The following is a 23,187-nucleotide window of genomic DNA, read 5'->3' as shown; positions in this document are numbered from 1 at the left end:
CAGACAGACCTGTCTGTTTGGTGGAGGCATGGCGACCAGGACGGCGGAAGACACGGCCCGGTGGTGGCCCGTCGCCGGGGCCGGCGCGGGCGTGATCGCCCTCTGCTACGGCTTCGCGCGCTACGCCTACGGGCTGTTCGTCCCGCGGTTCAGCGAAACGTTCGGGCTCACGACGGTCGCCGTCGGCGTCCTCGGCGGCCTCTCCACCGCGGGGTACGGCCTCGGGCTGCTGCTGTCCCCGAGAACGTCGGCGCGGTCGCCGCGCGGCACCGTGCTGCTGGCCGCGGCGGCGGCCACCGCGGGTCTCGCGCTGATGGCGGCGGCACCGGGCGTCGCGGTGTTCGGCGCCGGGATCGTCATCGCGGGCGGCAGCGCGGGACTCGTGTCGCCCGGTGTCGCGCAGCTCATCGGCGAAACCGTCGGCGCGGGCTTCCAGCCGCGGGCGCAGACCTGGGCCAACACCGGAACCGGCCTCGGGCTCGCGGCGTCGGCGTTCACTCCCCTGCTCGCGTTCGGCTGGCCCGCGATCTGGGCGACGTTCGCCGTGCTCGGCGTGGCGATGACGCTGGTCGCCTGGCGGACACTGCCGCGCACCCGGCCCGCCGAAGCGGCCGCCGGTCCCGCTCGCGGCGTGGCGCCGCTGGTGGTCAACTCGGTCCTCATCGGCGTGACGAGCGCGCCGTACTGGACGTTCTCCAGCTCCCGCCTCACCGAGGCCGGCCTGAGCCCGGTCGCCGCGACCTGGTGCTGGTTCGGCATCGGCGCCGCCGGGCTGCTCGGCGGCCTGGCCGGCCGGGCGGCCGGGCGCATCGGGCTGCGGGCCGCCAACCTCGCCACGTGGACGCTCGCGGCGGCCGGCATCGCGCTCCTGGCCCTCCCCCACCCCGGCTTGCCCGGAGCACTGGTGTCCAGCGCGCTGTTCGGCGTCACGTACATGGCGCTGACCGGGCTGTGCATCCTCTGGGCCGCCCGCCTGTTCCCGACGCGGCCGGCCCGCGGGGTCACGTGGTCCTTCGCCGGACTGGGTGCCGGCCAGACCGCGGCGTCCCCGCTGGCCGGCGCGGCGGCGTTCGCCATCGGGCTGGGCGCGGTGTTCGGGCTGACGGCGCTGGTGGCACTGGTCGCGTGGAGCCAGCTCCATCCCCGGCTCGCGCCACCCGCCCATGTTCACCAAGGGCGTTCTCCGGGTAAGTCCCTGCCGGACGCTTCGCGAGGTGGTCGTGGAGCCGGACGGAAGGCCACTCGCCGATGACGATCGAGCAGACGCGGCACAGCACCGACGAACTGCGGGTCGTCGCCCTGGAAGTCGCCGACGACCTGAGCGAGCCGGCCGCGGTCCGCGCCTGGGCCGACCGGCTCCTGCTCGACCTGCCCGGCCACGTGCGCCAGGACGTGGCGACGGTGGTCGACGAACTCACCTCCAACGCCTTGCGCCACGGTGAACCGCCGCGGCAGGTCCGGTTGCTGCTGCGCTTGAACTGGCTGTGCGTCGAGGTCGACGACGCGTGTCTCGATCCCGCGTGCTCGCAGCCGTCCATTGGGTCGGCCACTGGCAGCGCTCGACGGGGAAGACAGTGTGGGCCGAGATCACCTTCGACGCCGTGTAGCGGGCGATAACCGGCGAATGCGGGCGAACACCTGGCCAAGCGAGCCGGAGAGGACGAGGCTGCGCGAGTGCCCGACTTCAGAGGATTCAGCCTGTTGGCCCGAATCGGCTTGACCTGCTACGCCTTCGTGCACCTCGTCGTCGCGTGGCTGGCGGCCCAGGTGGCGCTCGGGGACAACGAAAAGGCCGACAAGGCCGGCGCACTGCAGATCGTCGCGTCGGGCGGCGGAGCGTGGCTGCTCTGGGTGATCGCCGCCGGCACGGGACTGCTGGCGCTGTGGCAGCTCACCGAGGCGATCGCGGGCCACCGGCACGCTCCCCGGCGACGGCGGTGGGTGCGGCGGGCGACCAGCGGCGTCGAGGTCGTGCTGTACGGCCTGGTCGCCTACAGCGCGGGGAAGATCGCGACCGGCGGTTCCGCCAAGGCGGGCTCGGTGGTGGCCACGGTGCTGGCCGAGGCCTGGGGAGCCGCCGTGGTGATCTCGGCCGGTGTCCTCGTCATCGCGGTGGCCGCGTTCCTCGCCTACCGCGGGATCAGGAAGAAGTTCGTCCACGACCTCGACCTCGGCGGGGCGTCCCCGGCGGTGCGCCGGTCGACGGAGCGGCTGGGCCAGGTCGGCTGGTGCGCGATGGCCGTCGCGTACGGCACCGTGGGCGCGATGTTCGTCGTCGCCGCCGTCGACTACGACCCCGCCAAGGCCGGCGGCCTGGACCCGGCGCTCAAGACGCTCGCGGTCCAGCCGTACGGGCAGTTCCTGCTGCTGGCGCTGGCCGCCGGCATCGCGGTCTTCGGGGTGTTCGCGCTGCTGGAGAGCCGGTACCGCAAGATCTGACGCGCGTTCAGTCCTTCGAGTGAGAACGCGTGTTTGCCCGGCGGGATCGCGGGTATCCGCTTGCGGAAGCGAGCCGCCACCGCCCCGAGGTGGCGGCTCTTCGCGAAAAGGAGCTTCTCCACCGTGATCATCCTGGGCGTCATCCTGCTCGTCATCGGCTTCATCGTCGGCATCCCCGTGCTGTACACGATCGGCATCGTGCTCGCGGTCGCCGGCGTCGTCCTGGCGATCGTCGGCGGGACCGGACGCAAGATCGGCGGCCGGGCGCACTGGTTCTGAGCCGAACCCGCGTCACGCAAGAACGCCGTCCAGGGCCGGAAGCAAGCCGCTTCCGGCCCTGGCCGCGTTCACCGCAGGGACTTCCGGGCCGCCGAACGTCTTGAATGAGTCATTCAGGACCTCCCAAGACCTGAATGACTCATTCAAGACACCGAGGTATCCAAGCCGCCCGGCTCCCGGCTCGGCCGGCCCCGCATCGGCGGTGCCAGGCAGCCGGTCGAACCACGACTTGCCGCGCCCGGCAGGGACTTCCGGGCAAACTTTTGTCACCCCTCGTCATCACCCGATGGTGTGGTGTTAACTGTCCGGACAGACAGAGAGCGTTTCCCCGACCTCGGCTGCGACGGCACAACGCCGTACCGGTTCGCCCGCCCCGCCCGGAAAGGCCGTCCTCGATGCGAGTGTCCGCACCGCTGTCGTCCGGTCAGCAGCGCCTTTGGACCGTCTCCCAGCTGGACGGGGCCGGCCCCGCCTACAACGAGACCATGGCCTTCACCCTGAGCGGCCCCCTGGATCGCGAGGCGCTGCGACAGGCCTTCGACGCCCTCGCCGACCGCCACGAGGCCCTGCGGACCCGGATCGTCGTCGAAGACGGCCGGCCCGTGCAGGTCGTCGAACCCGCCGGGCACGGGTTTCCCTGCACCGTCACCGATGTCTCCGGACGGCCGGGCGAAGCCGCCGAGCTGCGGCGTACCGACCCCTTCGAGCCGTTCGACCTGACGCGGGCCCCGCTGGCCCGGGCCCGGCTGCTGGCCGACGGCGACGACGACCACGTCCTGCTGATCACCGTCCACCACGTCGTCTTCGACGGCTGGTCCCGCACGCTGCTGCTGCGCGAGCTCGGCATCCTCTACGCCGCTCAATTGAGCGGCGTGCCGACGGACCTGCCGCCGGCACGGCCCTACCGCGAACACGCGAGCGCGCAGCAGGACTGGCTGGCCGGCCCCGGCCCGGCGCCGCACGAGGCGTACTGGCAGGACCGGCTCGACGGTGTGCCGCCGGTGCTGGAACTGCCCGCCGACCGGCCTCGCCCGGCCCGGCAGGACCACCGCGGTGCCCGGGTGCCGATCTCGCTCGGGCCGGACCTCACCGCGCGCCTGAAAGCGGTGGCGCGCGACCACGGCGCCACGCTCTACTCCACCGTCCTGACCTGCTGGTCCCTCTTGCTGTCCCGGCTTTCCGCACAAACTGACATCGTTGTCGGCGTCCCCACCGCCAACCGCGGCGCCGGCGGCGAGCACCCCGACACCATCGGGTTCTTCGTCAACACGCTGGCCGTGCGCGCCGAACTGACGGGCGCCCGCACCGGTGGCGCCCTGCTCAAGCAGGTCCGCGCGGCGTTGCGGGGCGCGATCGACCACGTCGAGCTGCCGTTCGAACGGGTCGTCGAGCTGGTGAACCCACCGCGCAGCCCGGCGCACACGCCGCTGTTCCAGACGATGGTGGCCTGGGTCCCGACCCTGCACGACCTCCTGGAGCTGCCCGGCGTGGCGGCCGAGCCCCTCGAGATCGAGCACGCCCCGGCGAAGTTCGACCTCGCCCTCGGCCTCGCCGACGAGAACGGCGACGTCGCCGGGCACCTCGACTACGCCGTCGCCCTCTTCGACCACGCCACCGCGCAGCGGTACGCCCGCTACCTCGTCCGGCTGCTCGACCAGCTGGCCGCGCGACCGGACCTGGACGTCACGAGCTACGAACTCCTCGACGACGCCGAACGCCGCGAGATCCTCACCGGCTGGAGCACCGGGCCGAGTCCGCGCCGGCGCCCCGGCGGGCTCGTCGACCGCTTCACCACCCACGCCGAGACCACCCCGGACGCCCCCGCGCTCGTCTGTGACGGCCGGACCCTCACCTACGGCGAGCTGGACCGCCGCGGCACGAAGCTGGCGAACGCCCTGCGCGCCCGCGGAGCGGCACCGGGCGAAGTCGTGGCCGTCCTCAGTGGACGGTCGGCGGAGCTGGTGGCCGCCGTCCTGGGCGTGCTGAAGACCGGCGCCGCCTACCTCCCGCTCGACCCGGCCCAGCCGGCCGCCCGGCGGGCGGCGATGGTCGAGGACGCCCGCCCCGTGCTGGTCCTGGGCGACGACGTCACCGCGTTGGAGGCCGAGGGCGACGAGACCCGGCACCCGGTCACGACCGGGCCCGGCGAGACGGCCTACGTGATCTACACATCGGGCTCGACCGGGCGCCCGAAGGGGGTCGCCGTGACCCACCACAGCGTCCTCGCCCTGTTCGACCAGTGGCTCGACCGCTTCGGCGCGACGCCGGGCGAGGCGACGTCGGCGTGGTCGAGCATCGGCTTCGACGCCTCGGTGCACGAACTGCTGCTCCCCCTGACGACCGGCGCGGTGCTGCACGTCGTGCCCGAGGACGTCCGGCCCGACCCCGCGGCGCTGATGGCGTGGCTGCGGGAACACCGGGTGGTGCAAGCGTTCCTGCCGCCCGCCTACGTCCGGTGGATCGACGAAGACCTCAGCCGGGTGGAAGGACTCTCACTGCGACAGGTCCTCACCGGCGTCGAACCGCTGACCGACGCCGCGCTCGCCCGGTTCAGCGCGGCCCTGCCCGGCCTGCGGATCTGCTTCGGCTACGGGCCGACCGAGGCCACGCTCTACGCGACCGCGCATTTCGACCCGAAGCCGCTAGACCGCCCGGCGCCGATCGGACGGCCGCTGCCCGGCTCGCGGCTCTACCTCCTGGACGAGCGGCTGCGCCCGGTGCCGCCGGGCGTGGTGGGCGAGGTCTTCCTGGCCGGCGACTGCCTGGCCCGGGGCTACCTGCACCGGCCGGGGCTCACCGCCGAGCGGTTCGTGGCGGACCCGTTCGTGCCCGGCGAACGGATGTATCGCACCGGCGACCTGGCTCGCTGGCTGCCCGACGGCGAAGCCGAGTACGCCGGCCGCCGCGACGACCAGATCAAGCTGCGCGGGTTCCGCATCGAGCCCGGTGAGGTGACAGCCGCGCTGCTGGCCGTCCCCGGCGTCCGGGAGGCCGCCGTGCTGGTGGACCGCGAGGGCGAGCCCCGGCTCGTCGCCGGGATCGCGGGCGGCAGCCGGACGCCGCACGAGTGGCGCGCCGCGCTCGCCGACCGGCTGCCGGACTACATGATCCCGTCGGTGTTCGCCGAGTTCGACCGGCTTCCCCTGAGCCGCAGCGGCAAGCTCGACCGCGACGCCGTCCTGGCGCACGCCCGGGAGAGCGCCCCCGCCGCCGTCAACACCGCCGCCCCGCGCGACCACGTCGAGCTGGCCCTGCTGCGGATCTGGCGGAACCTGCTGCTGCACCCCGCGATCGGCGTCTCGGACGGCTTCTTCGACGTCGGCGGCACGTCGATCTCGGCGATCAAGCTGGCCCACGCCATCGGCGACGAGTTCGGCCACGAGCTGCCGATCCGCGACGTCATCCTGCACCCGACCATCGAGGCGCAGGCCGCGCTGCTGCGCACGAACCGCCCGCCGGACGGCGGCAGCCTGATCGAGTTCCGGCGCGGCGCCGGCGACGCGCGCGTCGTCTGCGTGCACCCGGCCGGCGGGACCGCGTTCTGCTACCTGCCGCTCAGCGCCGCGCTGCCCGAAGACGCCGGGGTCCTCGGGATCCAGTCCCCCGGGCTCAACGCCGGTGAAGAGCCGCTGCCGAGCGTCGAGGCGATGGCCGAGGAGTACCTGCGGCTCGTCGGCCCGCGGCCCGGCGAGACGCTGGTCCTTTGTGGACTCTCCTACGGCGGCCTGGTCGCCTACGAGATGGGCCGCCGGCTGGCGGAGCACCACCCGCGCGTCAGCGTCGTCCTGCTCGACACCACCGCCACCGACGACCCGGCCGCGCGGGCGGCGATCGAACCGGTGCCGGCGGCCGAGTTCCGCGAGAAGCTGGTGCGCTTCAACGGGATGTACCCGGGCATCGAGGACGCGCAGATCGAGCGCTACCACCGCACGTACAACCACAACCGGCTGACCGCGCGCGAGCACGATCCCGGCGAGTCGGCGGCGCGGGTGGTGTTCGTGCAGGCCGTCGGCGAGGACACGATCCCGGGTTCGGCCGAGTTCTGGCGCCGCCGCGCCCGCGGCGAGTTCGACGTGGTCCCCGCCGACTGCGGGCACTGGGACATGCTCGAAAGCGACGCACTGCCACTGGTCGCCAAGGTGATCTCGGCCGAGCTGGCCGCCCGATGACCTCGATCGCCCGCCGCGTCCACGACCGGGCGCTGCGGCACCCCGACGCCGTCGCCGTGGCCGACGGCACCCGCCGGCTCACCTACGCCGAGCTGAACGCGGGCGCCGCGGCCGTCGCGGAATCCCTGTCCCGCAAGGGAGTCCGGCCGGGTGACGCGGTCGCCGTCGGCCTGCCCCGCTCGGCCGAGCTGATCCAGGTGATGCTGGGCGTGCTGCGCCTGGGCGGCCAGGTCGTGCCCCTGGACCGGCAGAGCCCGCCCGCGCGCCGCGACGTCATCCTCGCCGACGCGGGCGCGGCCGCCGTCGTCCACGACGGGCTGCCGGGCCTGCCCCCGCTGACGCCCGCCGAGCTCCTGGCCGGGACCGTCGAGGCCGGGGTGCCCGCCGAGCCCGCACCCGCGTCGTTCCTCTTCTCCACCTCCGGCACGACCGGCCGGCCCAAGGGCGTCGAGGTGCGCGACGCCGGGGTCCTGCGGCTCGCCGAACCCGGCTGGCTCGACCACGGCACGCGGTACGCCTGCCTGGCCAACCCCGCGTTCGACGCGATCAGCTTCGAAGTGTGGGTGCCGCTGCTCACCGGCGGCACCTGCGTCGTGCTCGACGACGAGACCGTCCGGGACCCGCGGGCGTTCGCCGACGCGCTGGTCCGCGAGCGCGTCGACACGATGTTCGTGACCGCGACGCTGTTCAACGCGGTCGCGGAGACCGTGCCGGACAGCTTCTCGACGGTGCGGCGGGTCGTCATCGGCGGCGAACAGCTCAACGCCCCGCTGATCCGCCGCTGGTACCGGGCCAACCCGGACGCGCCGACCCGGCTGCAGAACGGCTACGGCCCGACCGAGACGACGACGTTCGCGCTGAGCTACGCCATCCCGCGGGGCTTCGACGGCGACGTCGTGCCGATCGGCCGTCCGCTGCCGGGCACCGGCGCGGTCGCGGTGACCGCGGACGAGCGCGTGGCCGCCGAGGGCGAGCTGGCGGAGCTGTACATCTCGGGAGCCGGGGTCGCGCTCGGCTATCGCGGCCTGCCCGCGGAGACCGGGCAGCGGTTCGTCCGGCTGCCGTGGCTCGACGAGGGCCGCGCACGGTTCTACCGCACCGGCGACCTGGTCCGCGTGCTGCCGGGCGGGCGCTTCGCCTACGCCGGGCGCACCGACCGGCAGGTGAAGGTCCGCGGGTTCCGGATCGAGCCGGGCGAGCTGGAGCAGCGGCTCCTCGCGCACCCGGAGGTCCGGCAGGCGCATGTGGCGGTGCGCCGCGCGGCCACGGCCGAACTGCTCGCCTTCATCGTGACCGGTGACCTTCCCTTCGACGCCTTCGAAGCTCATTTGAGCGAAACAGTGCCGGCCTACATGCGGCCGCACCTCGTCTTCCGCGTCGAGGAACTGCCCCGGAACGCGAACGGGAAGGTCGACGAAGGAGCGCTCCTGGCCGGTGGGTTCCCGCCGTGGCGGCCGGACACCGGCGGTGCCGCGACCCGGTGGGAGCGCGAGGTCCTGGACGTCGTCGGGGACGTCCTCGGCCTTCCGGATCTGCACCCCGGCGACACGTGGCTGCGCTCCGGCGGCGACTCGCTCAAGGCGCTGCGGCTGCGGTTCGCGATCCGCGAGCGGTGGGGCGCGGACCTGGCGCCCTCGGCGGTGCAGCGCGGGTCTTTCGCCGATCTCGCCGGCGCCGTCTCGGCGGCCGAGCGGGCGGCCTATCCGGAGCCGGGCGCGCCGACGACCGCGACGACGGCGCCGGCCACCAGCGAACAACAACGGCTTTGGCTGCTGCAGCAACGGAACCCCGCCTCCACGGCGTATCACGTACCGCTCGCTTTCCGCGTCACCGGTTCCCCCGATCTCGACGCTCTGCGCCGGAACGTGCGCGGCCTGGTGGAGCGGCACCCGGCGCTGCGCACCGCCTTCGAGGCGACGTCCGACGGCCTGCGGCAGGTGGCGAAGGCGCCCTACGACCCATGGACCGAGCCGTCCGAGGACTTCTTCACCGCGCCGTTCGACCTCGCGTCGGGCCGGCTGCTGCGCGCGGCTTGGCGGCCGGACGGCACGCTTCTGCTGTGCCTGCACCACATCGCGGTCGACGGCTGGTCGCTGAACATCCTGTTCCGCGAGCTGTCCGGCGCCTCGCCGCGGCCCGCCGGGCACACACCGTTCGACTTCGCCGGGTGGCAGTCCCGGTGGTTCGCCTCCCCCGGCTACCAAGCCCAGCTGACCGAACGCGTCGACGATGCCGAGCCGGCCGGCGAAGCGTCGCTCACCGGGCGGCTGCGGACCACCACGATCGGGCGTGAGCGTGTCGACGAGTGGGCCGGCGAGCTGGGCCTGACCCGCTTCCAGCTCCTCCTCGGTGTGTTCGCCTGGAGCCTGTACGCGGTGACCGGGCGGACCCGGCCGCGGATCGCCGCGCCGGTGGCCAACCGGCCGGTGCGGGAGTTCGAGGACGGCGTCGGGATGTTCGCCAACACCGTCCGGCTGCCGCTTTCGGTGGACCCGGACGAGGACCTGGACACCCAGCTCCGCCGGCTCGGCCAGGCGTCGGGGGCCGCCCTGGACCGCCAGGACGTCGCGTTCGCCGACCTCGACCCCGGGTACGCGGCCTTCGACTACCTGTTCGTCCTGGAGAACACGGACTTCGGCGCGCTGAGCCTGCCCGGCTGCACGGTCAGTCCACAGTGGATCGAAGCCGCCGAGGCCAAGTGCGCGCTCACGCTCTCGGTCGTCGAACGGCCGGACGGGTTCGACTGCCTGTGGGAGTACGGCGAAGGCCACTTCACCGAAGACGAGGCGTCGGCGCTCGGCGACGTCTTCGAGCGCGCCCTGAACGGCACCGCGCGGACCCCGGCCGAGCTGGCCGAGCCGTACCGCCGCGACCACGGCCGCGGCGTCGCGGCGGAGTTGACGTGGGAGACCGTGGCGGAGGGCTTCGCGCGTCAGGTCGCGTTGACGCCCGACGCCCCGGCGCTGACCGGCGAGACGACACTGACCTACGCCGAACTGGACGCACACGCGGCGCGGCTCGCAGCCACCCTGCCCGGCGACGCGACCGACATCGCGCTGTACTTCCGGCCGTCCGCCGAGCACATCGTCGCGCTGCTCGCGCTCGCGCGGCTCAACATCACCGCGGTGCCCCTGGATCCCGCGTACCCGCCCGCGTTGCTGCACGCCATGCTCGCCCGGGTCCGGCCGAGCTGCGTCCTGCTCGCTCCTGGGGAAGCGTTCGAAACGGACGTCGAACGGCGGTACGTCACGCTCACCGGCGGGCCGGTGCCGGACGTCCCGGCCCGGCACACCGGACGGCCGCTCTACACGCTGTTCACCTCCGGCTCGACCGGTACGCCCAAGGGCGTGCGCGTCCCCGACCGCACCCTGGCCAACCTGCTGCAGTGGCAGGACATGCCGCCCGCGGCGACCCAGCAGTTCTCGATGCTGTCGTTCGACGTGTCGTTCCAGGAGATCTTCACGACCCTGTGCGGCGGCGGCCGGCTGCACCTGGTCCGGCCGGAGTGGCGGCACGACGTCCCGGCGCTGCTGGCGCAGCTCGAAACCGCCGGCATCGAACGGATCTTCCTGCCTTACGTGGCGTTGCAGCTGCTGGCCGAGCACGGCGTCCGGCTCGGGCGGTACCCGTCGCGGCTGCGGGACGTGATCACCGCCGGCGAGCAGCTGGTGTGCACGCCGGCGATCCGCCGCTGGTTCGCCGGGCTGCCCGGCGCGCGCCTGCACAACCACTACGGCCCGACCGAAACCCACGTCGCCAGCGCGCTGACCCTCGACGGCGATCCCGCGGGCTGGCCCGACCGGCCCGCCATCGGCCGTCCGGTGGCGAACGCGGTCCTGCGGGTCGCCGACGCCGCGGGCGCCCCCCTGCCGCCGGGACAGGTCGGCGAGCTGCTCATCGGCGGTCTCGCGGCGAACCGCTGCTACCTCGGCGAAGCGGCTCCGGAAAAGTTCGCCGAACTGCCGGAGCTGTACTACCGCAGCGGCGACCTCGCGCACTTCGACCGCGCCGGGCTGCTGCACTTCGATGGCCGGGCCGACCGGCAGGTCAAGCTCAGCGGGCACCGCCTCGAACTCGGGCAGGTCGAGGCCGCGCTGCTGCGGCACCCCGACGTCGTCAACGCGGTCGTCGCGGCCGAAGGCGACCGGCTGACCGCGTTCCTCGAATGCCGCCGGACGCCGACCGCGGCGGAGCTGGGCGAGCACCTCGTGCCGCTGCTGCCGCCGCACGCGCGGGTCGACCGCTTCCGCGTCGTGGCCGCCCTGCCGCGCACGCCCAGCGGGAAGCTCGACCGGGACGCCGCTGCCCGGACCCCCGGTGAGGATCTCCACCGGACGGCCGCGGCTCCGTCGAGCGAGCTGGCGGCGCTGTTCGAGGAGGTGACCGGCGCGCCGATCGGGCCCGACGAGACGTTCTTCGCCGCCGGTGCCACCAGCCTCTCGCTGATGCGGTTCCACCTGCGCTGCGCGGAAGCGGGCTACCGCTTCACCGCGGCCGACCTCTTCGAGCACGTCACGCTCCGGGACCTGACGCGCCACCTCGAAAGCGGGCCGGCCGCGGCCCGGGTCGTTTCCGAGGCCGCCGCCGACGAACCGGTGGCCGTCGTCGGCATGGCGGTGCGGCTGCCCGGCGCGCCGGACCTGGCGGCGTTCTGGGACCTGGTCGTCGCCGGTCGCCGGGGCATCGAGGAGTTCGCGGCGCCGGAAGGCCTCGTCGGCGCGCGCAGCCTCCTGGACGGTCCCTTGGCGTTCGACCCGGAGCACTTCGGGATCAGCCACCGCGACGCGGCGCTGATGGATCCGCAGCAGCGGCAGTTGCTGATGGCCTGCGTCGAGGCGCTGGCCCACGCCGGGATCGCCGGGGCGGACCGGATCGGGCTGATCGCGGGCTGCGGCGAGAACACGTACTTCCAGCAGATGCTGCGCGAAGGCGACCCGGCCGCGCTGCCGGACGGCTTCCAGCTCGCGCTGCACCACGAGAAGGACTTCCTGGCCACGAAGGTGGCGTACCACCTCGACCTTCGCGGTCCCGCGCTGACGACGCAGACGGCGTGTTCGAGTTCGCTGGTCGCCGTCCACCAGGCCGCCGGGATGCTGCGCGGCGGCGAGGCGGACGTGATGCTGGCGGGCGGGGTGCTCGTCGACGTCACCCTGGCCGAGGGGTACCGGTACCGGCCGCAGCACATCTTCTCGGCGGACGGCCACTGCCGCCCGTTCAGCGACGACGCGGACGGCACGGTGGGCGCGAGCGGCGTCGGCGTGGTGGTGCTGAAGCCGCTTTCGGCGGCCCGTCGCGACGGCGACACGGTGTACTCGGTGATCAGGGGCTCGGCGCTGACCAACGACGGCGCGGTGAAGCAGGGGTACAGCGCCCCGTCCCCGGCCGGGCAGCGCGCGGCCGTCCAAGCCGCGCTCCGGCGGGCCGGGCGCTCCGGCGCCGACGTCGGGTACGTGGAGACGCACGGAACGGGCACCCGCCTCGGCGACCCGATCGAGGTAGCGGCCCTGCGCGAGGCGATGCCCGATTCGACGGGCTGTGCGTTGTCTTCGGTGAAGAGCCAGCTCGGCCACCTGGGCGCGGCGGCGGGCGTGGTGGGCCTGATCCGCGCGACCCTGGCCATCCACCACGGCGTGCTCCCGCCGACGGTGGACTTCCGCGCGCCGAACCCGGCGTTGGACCTGGGGCCGTTCCGGGTGCCGACGCGGGCGGAGCCGTGGCCCGCGGGACCGCGGGTGGCCGGGGTGAGCAGCTTCGGCATCGGGGGAACGAACGCTCACGTGGTCCTGGAGTCGGTCCGGCCGGCGGCTGTTTCGGCTCCCGAACCGGCGCGGTGCCTGGTGCTTTCGGCCCGCAGCGCCGCGGCGCTGCGCGTGGAGGCGGCCCGGGTGGCGGAGTACCTGGCGGCGCACCCGGAGTCCTATGTGGACGTGCTCCGGCACCTGCAGTCGGGCCGCCCGGAGAACAGGTGGCGCATGGCGGCGGCCGGAGAGGACGCGGCCGCGGCAGTGGAGTGGCTACGCACGGCCGAGCCGCGGGAGGTGACGCCCGCACCGGGCACGCCCGCTCCGGCCCGGTCGAGCGCCACGACGCCTCCCGCCGAGCCCGCGCCCACCCCGGAGCTTTCTCGTGAAAGCTCCGCCCCCGCACCGCCGGATGACGCGAGGGTCGTGAGTGAGAAACGGGGTTCTAACCCTGTTTCCCACTCACGACCAGCCACGGCAGACCCGGGACTTTCACCTGAAAGTGGCGCTCCCGCCGAGTTGGCCGCGGCCTGGCTGGCCGGGGCCTCCGTCGACTGGGGTCACTCCCCCGCCCCCGCGCCGTGGGACTTTCCGCCGCCGGCCTTTGCTCTGCGCGACTTCGACTTCCCGCGCCGGGCCGCCGTCGCCCGGCTGCCCGAGGCCGGCTGGCTGCACCAGCCCACCTGGGTCCGTCTCCGCCGGGCGACCACCGCCGCCAGAACCGATCGCGTCCTCGTCATCTCCGGCGAAGGCCCGCTCACAGCGCCCGCCCTCGACGCCGTCTACCCGCGCGTCGTGCGGGTCCACGCCGCCGACCACTTCGCGCGGCTCGGCCCCGACACCTTCGAAGCCGACCCCGCCGACACCGCCCACCTGCGTCAAGTCCTCGACGCCCTGCCCGGCGCCGGAATCGACTGGCTCCACACCCTCCCCCTCGGCATCACGGGCCCCCTCGGCGAGGACTCCCTGAGCCGAGCCCGCCGGGCCTGCCTCGACACCCCCGCCGCCCTGCTGCGGGCCGCCCATGACCGTCCACTCAGGACCTGGTGGGTGTCCGCCGGGGCCGCTCCCGCGAACACCGCCGTCACGCGCCCCGAAGGCGGGCTGCTCGCCGGGATCACCGCCGTCGGCCCGCAGGAAAGCGGCGTGCCCGGCCACTGGGTCGACCTGCCCGACCCCGACCTGGACGCACTGGCCGACCTCCTCACCGGCCCGCCCCCACCGGACCGGGTCGCGCTCCGGGCCGGCTTCTGGTGGACGCAGGAAAGCACCCCGGTCACCGCCGGCGGGGCCATCCACGCGGACGGGACCCACCTCGTCCTCGGCGGCACCGGCGGCATCGGGACCGCCGTCGCCGAAGAGCTGCTCGTCCGGACTGCCGGCCGGGTCGTCCTGCTGGCGCGCGAGCCCTACCTGCCCGAGGAGCTCAAGCCGTGGGCGGACCGCGTCGGCTTCCTCGCCGCCGACCTCACGACGATCACCGCCGAGGAAGTCGACGCCTGCATCGGCACGCCCCTGGCCGGGATCGTGCACGCGGCCGGAGTCCCCGGCGGCGGGCTCATCGCCACCCGCGGCGAAGGCACGCAGTCCGCCAAGCTCGCCGGCGCCCTCCTCACCGAGCGGCTCATCGAACGCCACCGGCCCGCCTTCGCCGTCTACTGCTCGTCGCTGTCCGCGCAGTTCGGCGGCACCGGCCAGCTGGACTACGCCGCCGCCAACGGTTTCCTCGACGCGCTCGCCCACCGCGACGGCCCGACCGCCCGGCTCTCGATCGGCTGGGACGTCTGGCGCGACAGCGGCATGGCCGTCACCGCGCTGGAAACCGACGCCCGGCACCAGGCTCACCTCGCGGTCGGCCTGAGCATCGACGAAGGCCGCCGCACCTTCGCCCGCGCGCTGGGGTCGGGGCTGCCGCAGCTCCTGGTCGCGACGACCGGCCTCGAGACCGCCCGCGGGTTCCACGAACGTGACACCACCCCGACGACGGCAAAACCTGCCGAAGCGGATCTGACCGAAGAAGTGCGCGCTCTCCTGGGCGTCGCCGAACTCGACCCGGACGTGCCGCTCTACGACCTCGGTGCCGACTCGTTGACGCTGCTGGACGTCGTCGACTCGGTGAAACGCCTCTACGGCGTCGACCTCGACCTCGCCTGGCTCGGCCCGGAAGTGACGATGGCCGCGTTGCTGGCGAAGCTCTCCGAAGCGGCCGACGCCGGCGAAGTCGTGGTGCAGGTCTGGCGCGAAGGGACGACACGAGACGTCCTGTGTCTCGTGCACCCGGTCGGCGGAGACGTCCACGCCTACCGCCCGCTCGTCGAGGCCCTGCCCCCCGAACTCGGCGTCTGCGTGATCGCCGACCCGGCGCTGAGCCGCCCGGAACCGCCCGGGTGGTCCGTCGAGGACCGGGCCCACCGCTACTACACGGCGCTGCACGAGCGGTTCCCCGGCCACACCTGGCAGCTGGCCGGGTGGTCGTTCGGCTCCTGGGTGGCGGCCGGCATGGCCGCCGAAGCCGAGCGGGCCGGGCAGCCGGTGCGCGCCCTGCACCTCATCGACCCGCCGCCGCCCGGCGCGAGCGCCGCGGACTACAGCGACGCCCAGCTGGAAACGGTGTTCGAGCGCGAACTCGGCGCGTCCGGCGGCGCCGCGGGCGAGCACGCCCGGCGGCTCGCCCGCGCGTGCCGGGCCAACCTGCGCAGCATGACCGGGCACGCGCTGCCGCGGCTGAGCACGACACCCAGCCACGTCTGGCTCGCCGCCGAACCCGAACCCGGCCTGCCGGTGGCGGACCGCGGTGGCTGGCGGGCGCTGCTGCCCGAGCCGAGCCACTGGCGGGAGCTGCCCACCACCCACTACGGCATCGTGCGCGCACCGCACGTCACGGAAATGGCCGCGGCCATCGGACTGTGAGACCCACAGGGAGGAAAGGAAACCATGGAGCAGTACGAACTCGACGCGGTCAAGCGGATCACGACGCGGCCGCCGCGCGACTTCCGGACGCTGGCGGTGCGGGGCCTGACCCCGGTGATCGGCGCCGAGGTCACCGGCCTCGACCTGACCCGGGAGCTCACCGAGGAGCAGCTCACCGAGCTGAAGACGGCGTTCCTGGACCACCACGTGCTGGTGTTCCGCGACCAGGACATCACGCCGGACGACCACCAGCGCCTGGCCGCGAACTTCGGTGAGCTGCGGCCGGTGAACCCGCCGCCCGAGCACGGCAACCCGTACATCCTCGAGGTCGCGACCGCCCCGGAGTCGGCCACCGTGTTCGGCAACGGCTGGCACGCCGACGGGACCGCCGACGCCGAGCCGTCGCTGGGCTCGATGCTCCACATCACGCGGATGCCCGAGCCGGGCAGCGGCGGCGACACGCTCTTCGCGAACATGCACCTCGCGTACGACATGCTGTCGCCGAAGCTGAAGGAACTGCTGGCCGGGCTGACCGCGATCCACGACGGCGCGCACGCCTTCCGCGGCCACAAGATCCCGGAGGGCTACGAGCCCCCGGTCAGCGAGCACCCCGTGGTGGTGCGGCACCCGGAGACCGACCGGCCGCTGCTGTACGTCAACCCGGCCTACACCTCGCGCATCCCGCAGCTGTCGGGCGACGAGAGCCAGGCGGTGCTCGACCTGCTGTTCTCGGTCGTGCCGAACCGGCCGATGCTGGCCTGCCGGGTGCGCTGGGAGCCGAACACGCTGGTGTTCTGGGACAACCGCTGCGTCCAGCACCACGCGACGTACGACTACTACCCGTACACCCGCTTCGGCAACCGCGTCGCGATCAACGGCGGCCCGCTCAAAGGCTGACACCTTACCAATCCGGCCAAAAGCAGGCCGCCCCTCGCGCGGCACGCAACCGTTGCCACGAAGCCGTTCGGCCGTGGCTGTGGTCGGATTGGTAATCGGTCCAAAAAGGAGTTCCATGTCGTCCGAACCCGTGGTGGACGTCCGCGATCCGGCCGTCCTCGACGACCCGATGTGCGGCTACGACCGCGTCCTCGCCGAGGCACCGGTCTGCTGGGCCCGGCTGCCGGACGGCGGCGAGGGCTGGCTCGTCACCGGCAGCGCCGAAGTCCGCGCCGTGCTGTCGGATCCGGCCGTGCGCAACGATCCCAGCGGCCTGCCGGGACAGGGTGCGCAGACGCAGGAGGAGGCGTTCCTCGCGCTGGGCACGCCGCCGGAGCACCTGCCCTACCTGCGGGCGAGCCTGCTCAGCCTGGACGGGGCCGAGCACACCCGGCTGCGCCGCAGCATCAGCCACGCCTTCGGCGCGTCCCGGGTCGCCACGCTGCGCCCCCGGGTGCAGGAGATCGTCGACGGCCTGCTCGACGACCTCGGCTCCGAGACCGTGAACTTGCTCGACGAGTACGCCTACCCCCTGGCCATGGCCGTGGTCTGCGAGCTGGTCGGGGTCCCCGAAGCGGACTGGGCGGACTGGTGGCGCTGGGGCAAGGTGCTCGTCGAGGGCGACCCGGCGCGGATCACGCCGACGCTGGGCGAGATGTTCGCCTACTGCCACGCCCTGGTCGACCGGCGCCGGGCCGAGCCGCGCGAGGATCTGCTCAGCGAGGTCGTCGCCCAGGACGACTTGACCGACGTCGACGCGGTGGCGCTCGTGGTGTTCCTGGTGCTGGCCGGGCACGAAACGATGGCGCACATGCTGTCCAACGCGGCGCTGGCGCTGATGCGCGACCCCGCCCAGCGGGAGCTGCTGCGCGCGGAGCCCGAGCTGTGGCCGGCCGCGGTGCGGGAGCTGGTCCGCACCGACGGTCCGGTGCAGCTGGCCCGCCTGCGCTACGCGGCGGCCGACCTCGAGGTGGGCGGGGTGAAGATCAGCGCGGGCGACCCGGTCCAGGCGGTGCTCGGCGCGGCCAACCGCGACCCGGCGCAGTTCGCCCACCCGCACGCGGCCGACGTGCGCTGGCAGGCCGAGCACGGCGGCCGCGAGGGCAGCGTCGGATTCGGCTGGGGGCCGCACTTCTGCCTCGGCGTGGCTTTGGCGAAGGTGGAGGCCGAGGTCGCGCTGCGCAGCCTGTTCGACCGCTTTCCCGCGGTGCAACCGGTGACCGAACCGGCTTGGGTACCGCTGCCCCGCGGCCGCCACCGGGTCGCCTTGGAGGTGCGGCTGCGCTGAGCACCCCGCCCGGCCGGTGTCTTGAATGAGTCATTCAGGACCTCCGAAGACCTGAATGACTCATTCAAGACGTTTGGCTGGGCCGCTCACCGCGCCGGCCGGAGGTGCCGCTCCGCGGACTCATCGTGGTGCGCGGGCGTAGAAGCCGACCGGCATCGTCACGTCCGCGGTGGACGCTCCGCACTCCAGCATCCACAACGCCGCCGCCGGACCGAGTTCGCGGCCCAGGACCTCGAGCGCGGCCGGGTCCGGGGCCACCGCCCGCGCCTGCTCCACCCCGCCCACGAACGCTTCCGGGTCCCAGCCGCCCGAGTCCGCGTCGCCGAGGGAACGCGCGCCGTCGGTCATCCACGCGGCCGGCAGCGGTTCGGGCACCCCGAGCAGGCCGTGGGTGCGTTCCCCGGTCAGCACTCCCATCCAACGCGAGCTTTCCGGGGTGGGCCGGGGCCCCGTCCACCGAGGCCGCCCGTCCATGTCCGGGAGCTTCGCCGGGGCGCCGGACACCGCCCAGCGGCCGGCCCACTCGACGGCCAGGCCCGGCGCGCTGCGGCTCGCGGGGTTGTGGAACCGGGCCATGTCCCAGCGGTTGCCCACCGCGACCGCGGCCAGGTCGCGGTGCGGCCAGACCCGCGCCTCCCACCAGAACCCCCACGGGAACGCCGCGGTGTGCCCCCACCACCAGTCGTCGCCGAGGTCCGGGTCGGCGAGTTCGAGCGTCAGCCCGGAAAAGGAGCGGACGCCGTGCGGGCTCGGGCGCGGTGCCCGCGGGGTCACCATCGCCGCGAGCGAGTCCGGCCCGACCAGCCCGCGGTCGCCCCGGGCGGTGCGCAGCAGGGATTGCAGCAGCCGCGCGAAGTCCTCGGCGCTGGTGTACATCCCGACCCCCGGGTAGGCCGACGTGCGCAGCGGCGGGCTCGGCAGGCACCAGTCGCCGAACGCCAGGTACCCGGTGGCGCGGTCCGATACCCCGGTCGCCCACGGGTTCCGCGTGCCGTCGTCGATGCTCGTGCCCGTCATGCCGGTCGGGGCGAACACGTCCCGGTGGACGCGGGCGCCGTACGGTTCGCCGGCCAGGTGCTCGACGACCCCGCCGAGCACCCCGACGCCGAAGCTCGAGTACGAGTAGGACCCCGGAGCCGTCACCAGCGGCAGCACCCCGCCGTACTCGACCGCGCGCCCGGCCTCGTGGCGGCGCCGGACGTAGTCGAGGACCGGCTCGGCCGGCGTCGTGGGCGCCGTGGCGGTGACGATGTCGCTGTAGTAGCCACCCTGGTGGGCGGCCAGCATGGCGGTGGTGACGGGCGCCGCGCCGCGACCGCGCAGCCCCGCGGGCAGCACCTGGTCGACCGGCGTGTCCAGGCCGACCAGGCCGGCCTCGGCCAGCTGCATGAAGGCCAGCCCCGTGACGGGTTTGGTGAGCGAGCCCGCCGGCGCGGGTGTCCCGGCGGTCATCGGCGTGCCCGCGGCCAGGTCCGCGAACCCGGTCGCGGCCGTGCGCAGCTCGTCGCTCGTCGCCACCGCGACGGCGACGCCGGGGGTGCCGGTGACCGCGGCCAGCCGCGGCAGGACGGTGCCGAGCGCCGTCATCACATCGTCGAGCATGCTTCTCCTTGCCAGACAGTCCACAAAGGACTATGTCAGCCTTCGGCGGTGTTGTAGTTGACGATCCGCTCCACCATGAGGGCGGCCGCGCCGGCCAGCGGGCTGTCCGCGTCCCGTCTCGCCACGTCCGGCAGCCGGTGGGCCTCTTCCGCGGCGACCGCCACCATGCCCCACAGCGCGTTGAAGCCCGAAGGGTCGGCCGGCTTCTCCGCGGCCGCCTCGACCGTCCCGACGCCGTCCTCGGCGGCCACGGTCAGCGCGCCCATTTGCCGCAGGGTGCCGGGATCCCGCTCTTCGGCGGCCACCACGCTCCAGCCCGTCACCTCGGTCTGCCGCAGGGCGGCGAGCAGGCTGCCCACACCGCTGACAACGATGTCAGGCAATACGAGGGCCACCGGTCCCCACGTCATCGGCAAGGCGGACCGGATCGCTCCGTCGAGCCCCGGTTCGGCCACGTCGTCCTGGTAGACGAAGACCAGCTGGAACGTCCCGGCGTAGCGCGCCAGGTACTTCACCGTGTCCAGCTTGTGCTCCCCGAACACGACGACCACGCGCACGGTGAGCCCGCTCTTCACCAGTTCGACGACGGCTTCCAGGCTCCGGTCGAGGATGGTGACCCCGGGAGCCAGGCAGTGCAGTTCCTTCGCGTACGGCGCACCGAAGCGCGTTCCCAGCCCGGCGCAGGGCAGGATGATCGAAACATCAGGGGTGGGTACGGACGAAGCAGGCATCGAATGGCCCTCAAGTTCTGTTGACGGTCAGGAGCCCTTACGCGCCACAGTAGTCACCGGAGGCAGCTGCGCGCGAGAGGATGTCGATCGCCGTAGACTGCCCGGAATGCGAGTGCTGCTCTCCACGTACGGGACCCGCGGCGACGTCGACCCGCTGGTGGCCCTTGCGGTCCAACTGCAGGCGCTCGGCGCGGAGGTGCGGATGTGCACCCCGCCGGACGAAGAGTTCGCGCACCGGCTGGGCGGTCTCGGGATCGACGCGGTGCCGGTCGGGCCACCGGTGCGGGCGCTGATGCGCGCGACGGCTCCCCCGTCGGCGGCGGAACTGTCCCGGTACCGGACCGAACTGGTCGAAACGCAGTTCGACGTCTTCCCTTCGGCCGCCGACGGGTGCGACGCGCTGGTGGCCGCCGGCCTGGCGCAGGTCGCCGCGCGGTCCGTGGCCGAAGCCGCGGGTATCCCCTACGTCTACGTGACCTATGCGGCCGTCAACCTCCCGTCGCCGCACCACGCGCCGCCACCGCGGCCGGGCTGGCCGGAACCGGAAGGCGCCGACAACGCGACGCTGTGGAAGCTGGACGCCGACCGGGTCGACGCCCAGTTCCGGGAGCCGCTGAACGCCCACCGGGCCGCCCTCGGCCAGTCCCCGGTGGACGACGTGCGCGGCCACATCTACTCCGACCGGCCGTGGCTGGCGGCCGACCCGGTGCTGGGCCCGTGGCCGGCGTCGCCGGGCCTCGAAGTGGTCCAGACCGGCCAGTGGACGCAGGTGGACGAGCGGCCGCTGCCGGCCGAGCTCGTGGCGTTCCTGGACGCGGGCACCCCGCCGGTCTACGTGGGCTTCGGCAGCATCAGCCCGGCGCCGGACATCGCCCGCTGGGCCGTCGAGGTGAGCCGCGCCCGCGGGTACCGCGTCCTCGTCTCCCGCGGGTGGGCGGACCTGGACCTGGTCGACGGCCAGGACGACTGCTTCGCCATCGGCGAGGTCAACCACCAGCGCCTGTTCGGCGAGCTGGCCGCGGTGGTCCACCACGGCGGCGCGGGCACGACGCAGGTGGCCGCGCGGGCCGGCGTCCCGCAGGTGGTGGTCCCCATCCGGCTGGCGGACAACCCGTACTGGGCCGGGCGGGTGGCGGCCCGGCAGGTCGGCGCGGCCCTCGACGGCCCGACGGCGACCCTGGAGTCCCTGCGCGTCGCGTTCGACGCGGCGTTGACCCCCGAGACCCGGGCGCGGGCGAAGGCCCTGGGCGCCGAGATCCGCACCGAGGGAGCGGCGGCGGCCGCGCGCCTGCTGCTCGGCTCCCTCCGATGAGCCGGACACCCCGCGAAAATAGTTTCCGGGCCGTGTTGATCCGCGAGCCGCTCGTTCGACAAGAGGGGGCGAGGGCCGAGAGGCGACCCCGCGGAACGAGGAGCACACGATGTCGAAGTACATGCTGATCATGCGGGGCACCGACGAGTCGAACGCGGCCATGATGGCCGACATCGAGGCGTCGATGGCCTCGACCCGCCAGTACATCGAAGACATGCTCAAGGCCGGGGTCCTGCTCGCGGCCGAAGGGCTGGACGAGCCGCGCAGCGGCGTCGTGGTCGACTTCGGTGCCGAAGCCCCGGTGGTCACCGACGGGCCGTACGGGGAGACCAAGGAGCTGTTCGGGGGCTACTTCCTGCTCGACGTCGCCTCGAAGGAGGAAGCGGTCGAGTGGGCCAAGCGGATGCCGGCGACCCGCGGGTCCAAGATCGAGGTCCGCCGGGTGGCCGGCGAAGACGAGGTCCCGGCCCGGGCCGCGGACGAGAACTGATGCACGCGGCCGACGTCGAGGCCGTCTGGCGGATCGAGTCGGCGCGGATCGTCGCCGCGCTGACCCGGTTCACCGGCGACTTCGGGCTGGCCGAGGACGCGGCGCAGGAGGCGGTGGCCGAGGCGCTGGTGTCGTGGCCGCTCGACCCGCCGGCCAACCCGGCCGGCTGGCTGCGGGCCACGGCCCGGCGGCGGGCGATCGACGCGATCCGCCGCCGGACCGCCCTCCACGACCGCTACGCCCTGCTGGCCGCCGACGGCGAACCCGGCCCGGGGGACGCCGACCCCGACCGGATCGACGACGACGTCCTGGCGCTGATGTTCGTCAGCTGCCACCCGGTGCTCTCCCGCGAGTCCCGGGTGGCGCTGACCCTGCGCGTGGTCGGCGGCCTGACCAGCGAGGAGATCGCCCGCGCGTTCCTCGTGCCCGTCCCGACCGTGCAGGCCCGCATCACCCGGGGCAAGAAGACGATCGCGGCGGCCGGAGTGCCGTTCGAGCTGCCGGCGGCCGGCGAACGGCGGGAGCGGCTGGGCGGCGTGCTCAGCGTCCTCTACGTGATCTTCACCGAGGGGTCGACGGCGACGTCGGGTGAGCAGCTGCTGCGCCCCGACGTCGCGTACGAGGCGATCCGGCTGGCCCGCACGCTGGCCGCGCTGCTGCCGGACGAGCCGGAGGTGCACGGCCTGCTCGCGTTGTGCGAGCTGACGGCCGCGCGCTTCCCGGCCCGGACCGGACCGGACGGCGCGCCGATCCTGCTCGAGGACCAGGACCGGCGCCGGTGGGACTTCTCGGCGATCCACCGCGGGCTGGCGGCGCTGGCCAAGGCGTCGGCCCGCGGCCTCGGCCCGTACGGCCTCCAGGCGGCGATCGCGGCCACCCACGCGGCGGCGCCCTCGGTCGGGGAGACCGACTGGGACCGGATCGTGGTGCTCTACGAGGCACTGGGCCGGGTCGCGCCCTCACCGGTGGTCGAGCTCAACCGGGCCGTCGCGGTGGGGATGGCCTCGGGGCCGGCGCAGGGCTTGGCCATCGTGGACGAGCTGGTCGCCGCGGACCGGCTCCCGGGTTCGCACCTGGTCCCGACCGTGCGCGGGGAGCTGCTGGCCCGCCTCGGCCGGCACCCGGAGGCACGCGCCGAGCTGGAGCTGGCGGCCCGGCTGTGCGCCAACCAGCGCGAACGCTCGGTGCTGCTGCGCAAGGCGGCCGCGCTGGGCTGACCCGGACGGCAGCGGCACCGTCCGAAATGGACGGTGCACGGGATCGGCAGTTGCGCCGATCGGGTGGCATCCG

13 protein-coding genes are annotated in these 23,187 nt (G+C 73.9%); 11 read left to right on the top strand and 2 right to left on the bottom strand.

What is annotated here, in order from left to right; genetic code table 11:
* The first annotated feature begins 28 nt into the window (after positions 1-28).
* The 8 genes from QQ657_RS33970 to QQ657_RS33935 all read left to right on the top strand — a co-directional run bounded on the left by QQ657_RS33970 (position 29) and on the right by QQ657_RS33935 (position 17,762).
* The gene (locus tag QQ657_RS33970; protein ID WP_284746389.1) at positions 29-1,252 is read left to right on the top strand and encodes an MFS transporter; all 1,224 of its coding nucleotides are present in this window, start codon (positions 29-31) and stop codon (positions 1,250-1,252) included.
* Entirely contained in the window at positions 1,249-1,617 is a 369-nt protein-coding gene (locus tag QQ657_RS33965; RefSeq protein ID WP_284746388.1) for an ATP-binding protein, read from the top strand. Before QQ657_RS33970 ends, QQ657_RS33965 begins: the two co-directional genes overlap by 4 nt.
* Before the next feature lie 84 nt (positions 1,618-1,701).
* Positions 1,702-2,439, top strand: coding sequence for a DUF1206 domain-containing protein (locus QQ657_RS33960; RefSeq protein WP_284746387.1), 738 nt, complete (start codon positions 1,702-1,704; stop codon positions 2,437-2,439).
* Between the two features lie 123 nt (positions 2,440-2,562).
* Positions 2,563-2,718, top strand: coding sequence for a hypothetical protein (locus QQ657_RS33955; protein ID WP_284746386.1), 156 nt, complete (start codon positions 2,563-2,565; stop codon positions 2,716-2,718).
* Between the two features lie 395 nt (positions 2,719-3,113).
* Positions 3,114-6,887 carry a non-ribosomal peptide synthetase gene (locus QQ657_RS33950; protein ID WP_284746385.1) on the top strand — a complete coding sequence of 1,258 codons (3,774 nt, stop codon included), beginning with the start codon at positions 3,114-3,116 and terminating at the stop codon, positions 6,885-6,887.
* Entirely contained in the window at positions 6,884-15,538 is an 8,655-nt protein-coding gene (locus QQ657_RS33945; RefSeq protein ID WP_284746384.1) for a non-ribosomal peptide synthetase, read from the top strand. Before QQ657_RS33950 ends, QQ657_RS33945 begins: the two co-directional genes overlap by 4 nt.
* Before the next feature lie 24 nt (positions 15,539-15,562).
* A complete protein-coding gene (locus tag QQ657_RS33940) occupies positions 15,563-16,435 on the top strand; it encodes a TauD/TfdA dioxygenase family protein (RefSeq protein WP_284746383.1) in 873 nt (290 codons plus the stop codon).
* Between the two features lie 115 nt (positions 16,436-16,550).
* Positions 16,551-17,762, top strand: a complete 1,212-nt coding sequence (locus tag QQ657_RS33935; RefSeq protein ID WP_284746382.1) for a cytochrome P450 family protein — start codon at positions 16,551-16,553, stop codon at positions 17,760-17,762.
* 120 nt (positions 17,763-17,882) lie between these two features.
* Here QQ657_RS33935 and QQ657_RS33930 read toward each other — a convergent pair whose 3' ends face one another.
* On the bottom strand, positions 17,883-19,364 hold the full coding sequence (locus tag QQ657_RS33930) for a serine hydrolase domain-containing protein (RefSeq protein ID WP_284746381.1): 1,482 nt from the start codon (positions 19,362-19,364) through the stop codon (positions 17,883-17,885).
* 35 nt (positions 19,365-19,399) lie between these two features.
* Complete coding sequence (locus QQ657_RS33925; protein ID WP_284746380.1) at positions 19,400-20,095, bottom strand: glycosyltransferase family protein; 696 nt, start codon at positions 20,093-20,095, stop codon at positions 19,400-19,402.
* A gap of 106 nt (positions 20,096-20,201) precedes the next feature.
* Here QQ657_RS33925 and QQ657_RS33920 point away from each other — a divergent pair, with 106 nt between their 5' ends.
* The 3 genes from QQ657_RS33920 to QQ657_RS33910 all read left to right on the top strand — a co-directional run bounded on the left by QQ657_RS33920 (position 20,202) and on the right by QQ657_RS33910 (position 23,114).
* Complete coding sequence (locus QQ657_RS33920; RefSeq protein WP_284746379.1) at positions 20,202-21,407, top strand: glycosyltransferase; 1,206 nt, start codon at positions 20,202-20,204, stop codon at positions 21,405-21,407.
* Between the two features lie 109 nt (positions 21,408-21,516).
* Positions 21,517-21,897 (top strand): YciI family protein, encoded by a 381-nt coding sequence (locus QQ657_RS33915; protein WP_284746378.1) that lies wholly within the window; start codon positions 21,517-21,519, stop codon positions 21,895-21,897.
* Positions 21,897-23,114, top strand: a complete 1,218-nt coding sequence (locus tag QQ657_RS33910) for an RNA polymerase sigma factor (RefSeq protein ID WP_284746377.1) — start codon at positions 21,897-21,899, stop codon at positions 23,112-23,114. Before QQ657_RS33915 ends, QQ657_RS33910 begins: the two co-directional genes overlap by 1 nt.
* Positions 23,115-23,187: the final 73 nt, after the last annotated feature.

Source organism: Amycolatopsis ponsaeliensis (assembly GCF_030182635.1).
Classification (GTDB): domain Bacteria; phylum Actinomycetota; class Actinomycetes; order Mycobacteriales; family Pseudonocardiaceae; genus Amycolatopsis; species Amycolatopsis ponsaeliensis.
Note: the sequence above shows the minus strand (reverse complement) of the source record. Positions and strands in the feature narration are given on the sequence as shown.

Bases quoted from the DNA above. Each gene is read 5' to 3' on its own strand.
- QQ657_RS33910 (WP_284746377.1), top strand. From the start codon at position 21,897: ATGCACGCGGCCGACGTCGAGGCCGTCTGGCGGATCGAGTCGGCGCGG.
- QQ657_RS33940 (WP_284746383.1), top strand. From the start codon at position 15,563: ATGGAGCAGTACGAACTCGACGCGGTCAAGCGGATCACGACGCGGCCG.
- QQ657_RS33925 (WP_284746380.1), bottom strand. From the start codon at position 20,095: ATGCCTGCTTCGTCCGTACCCACCCCTGATGTTTCGATCATCCTGCCC.
- QQ657_RS33965 (WP_284746388.1), top strand. From the start codon at position 1,249: ATGACGATCGAGCAGACGCGGCACAGCACCGACGAACTGCGGGTCGTC.
- QQ657_RS33930 (WP_284746381.1), bottom strand. From the start codon at position 19,364: ATGCTCGACGATGTGATGACGGCGCTCGGCACCGTCCTGCCGCGGCTG.
- QQ657_RS33935 (WP_284746382.1), top strand. From the start codon at position 16,551: ATGTCGTCCGAACCCGTGGTGGACGTCCGCGATCCGGCCGTCCTCGAC.
- QQ657_RS33915 (WP_284746378.1), top strand. From the start codon at position 21,517: ATGTCGAAGTACATGCTGATCATGCGGGGCACCGACGAGTCGAACGCG.
- QQ657_RS33945 (WP_284746384.1), top strand. From the start codon at position 6,884: ATGACCTCGATCGCCCGCCGCGTCCACGACCGGGCGCTGCGGCACCCC.
- QQ657_RS33950 (WP_284746385.1), top strand. From the start codon at position 3,114: ATGCGAGTGTCCGCACCGCTGTCGTCCGGTCAGCAGCGCCTTTGGACC.
- QQ657_RS33970 (WP_284746389.1), top strand. From the start codon at position 29: ATGGCGACCAGGACGGCGGAAGACACGGCCCGGTGGTGGCCCGTCGCC.
- QQ657_RS33920 (WP_284746379.1), top strand. From the start codon at position 20,202: ATGCGAGTGCTGCTCTCCACGTACGGGACCCGCGGCGACGTCGACCCG.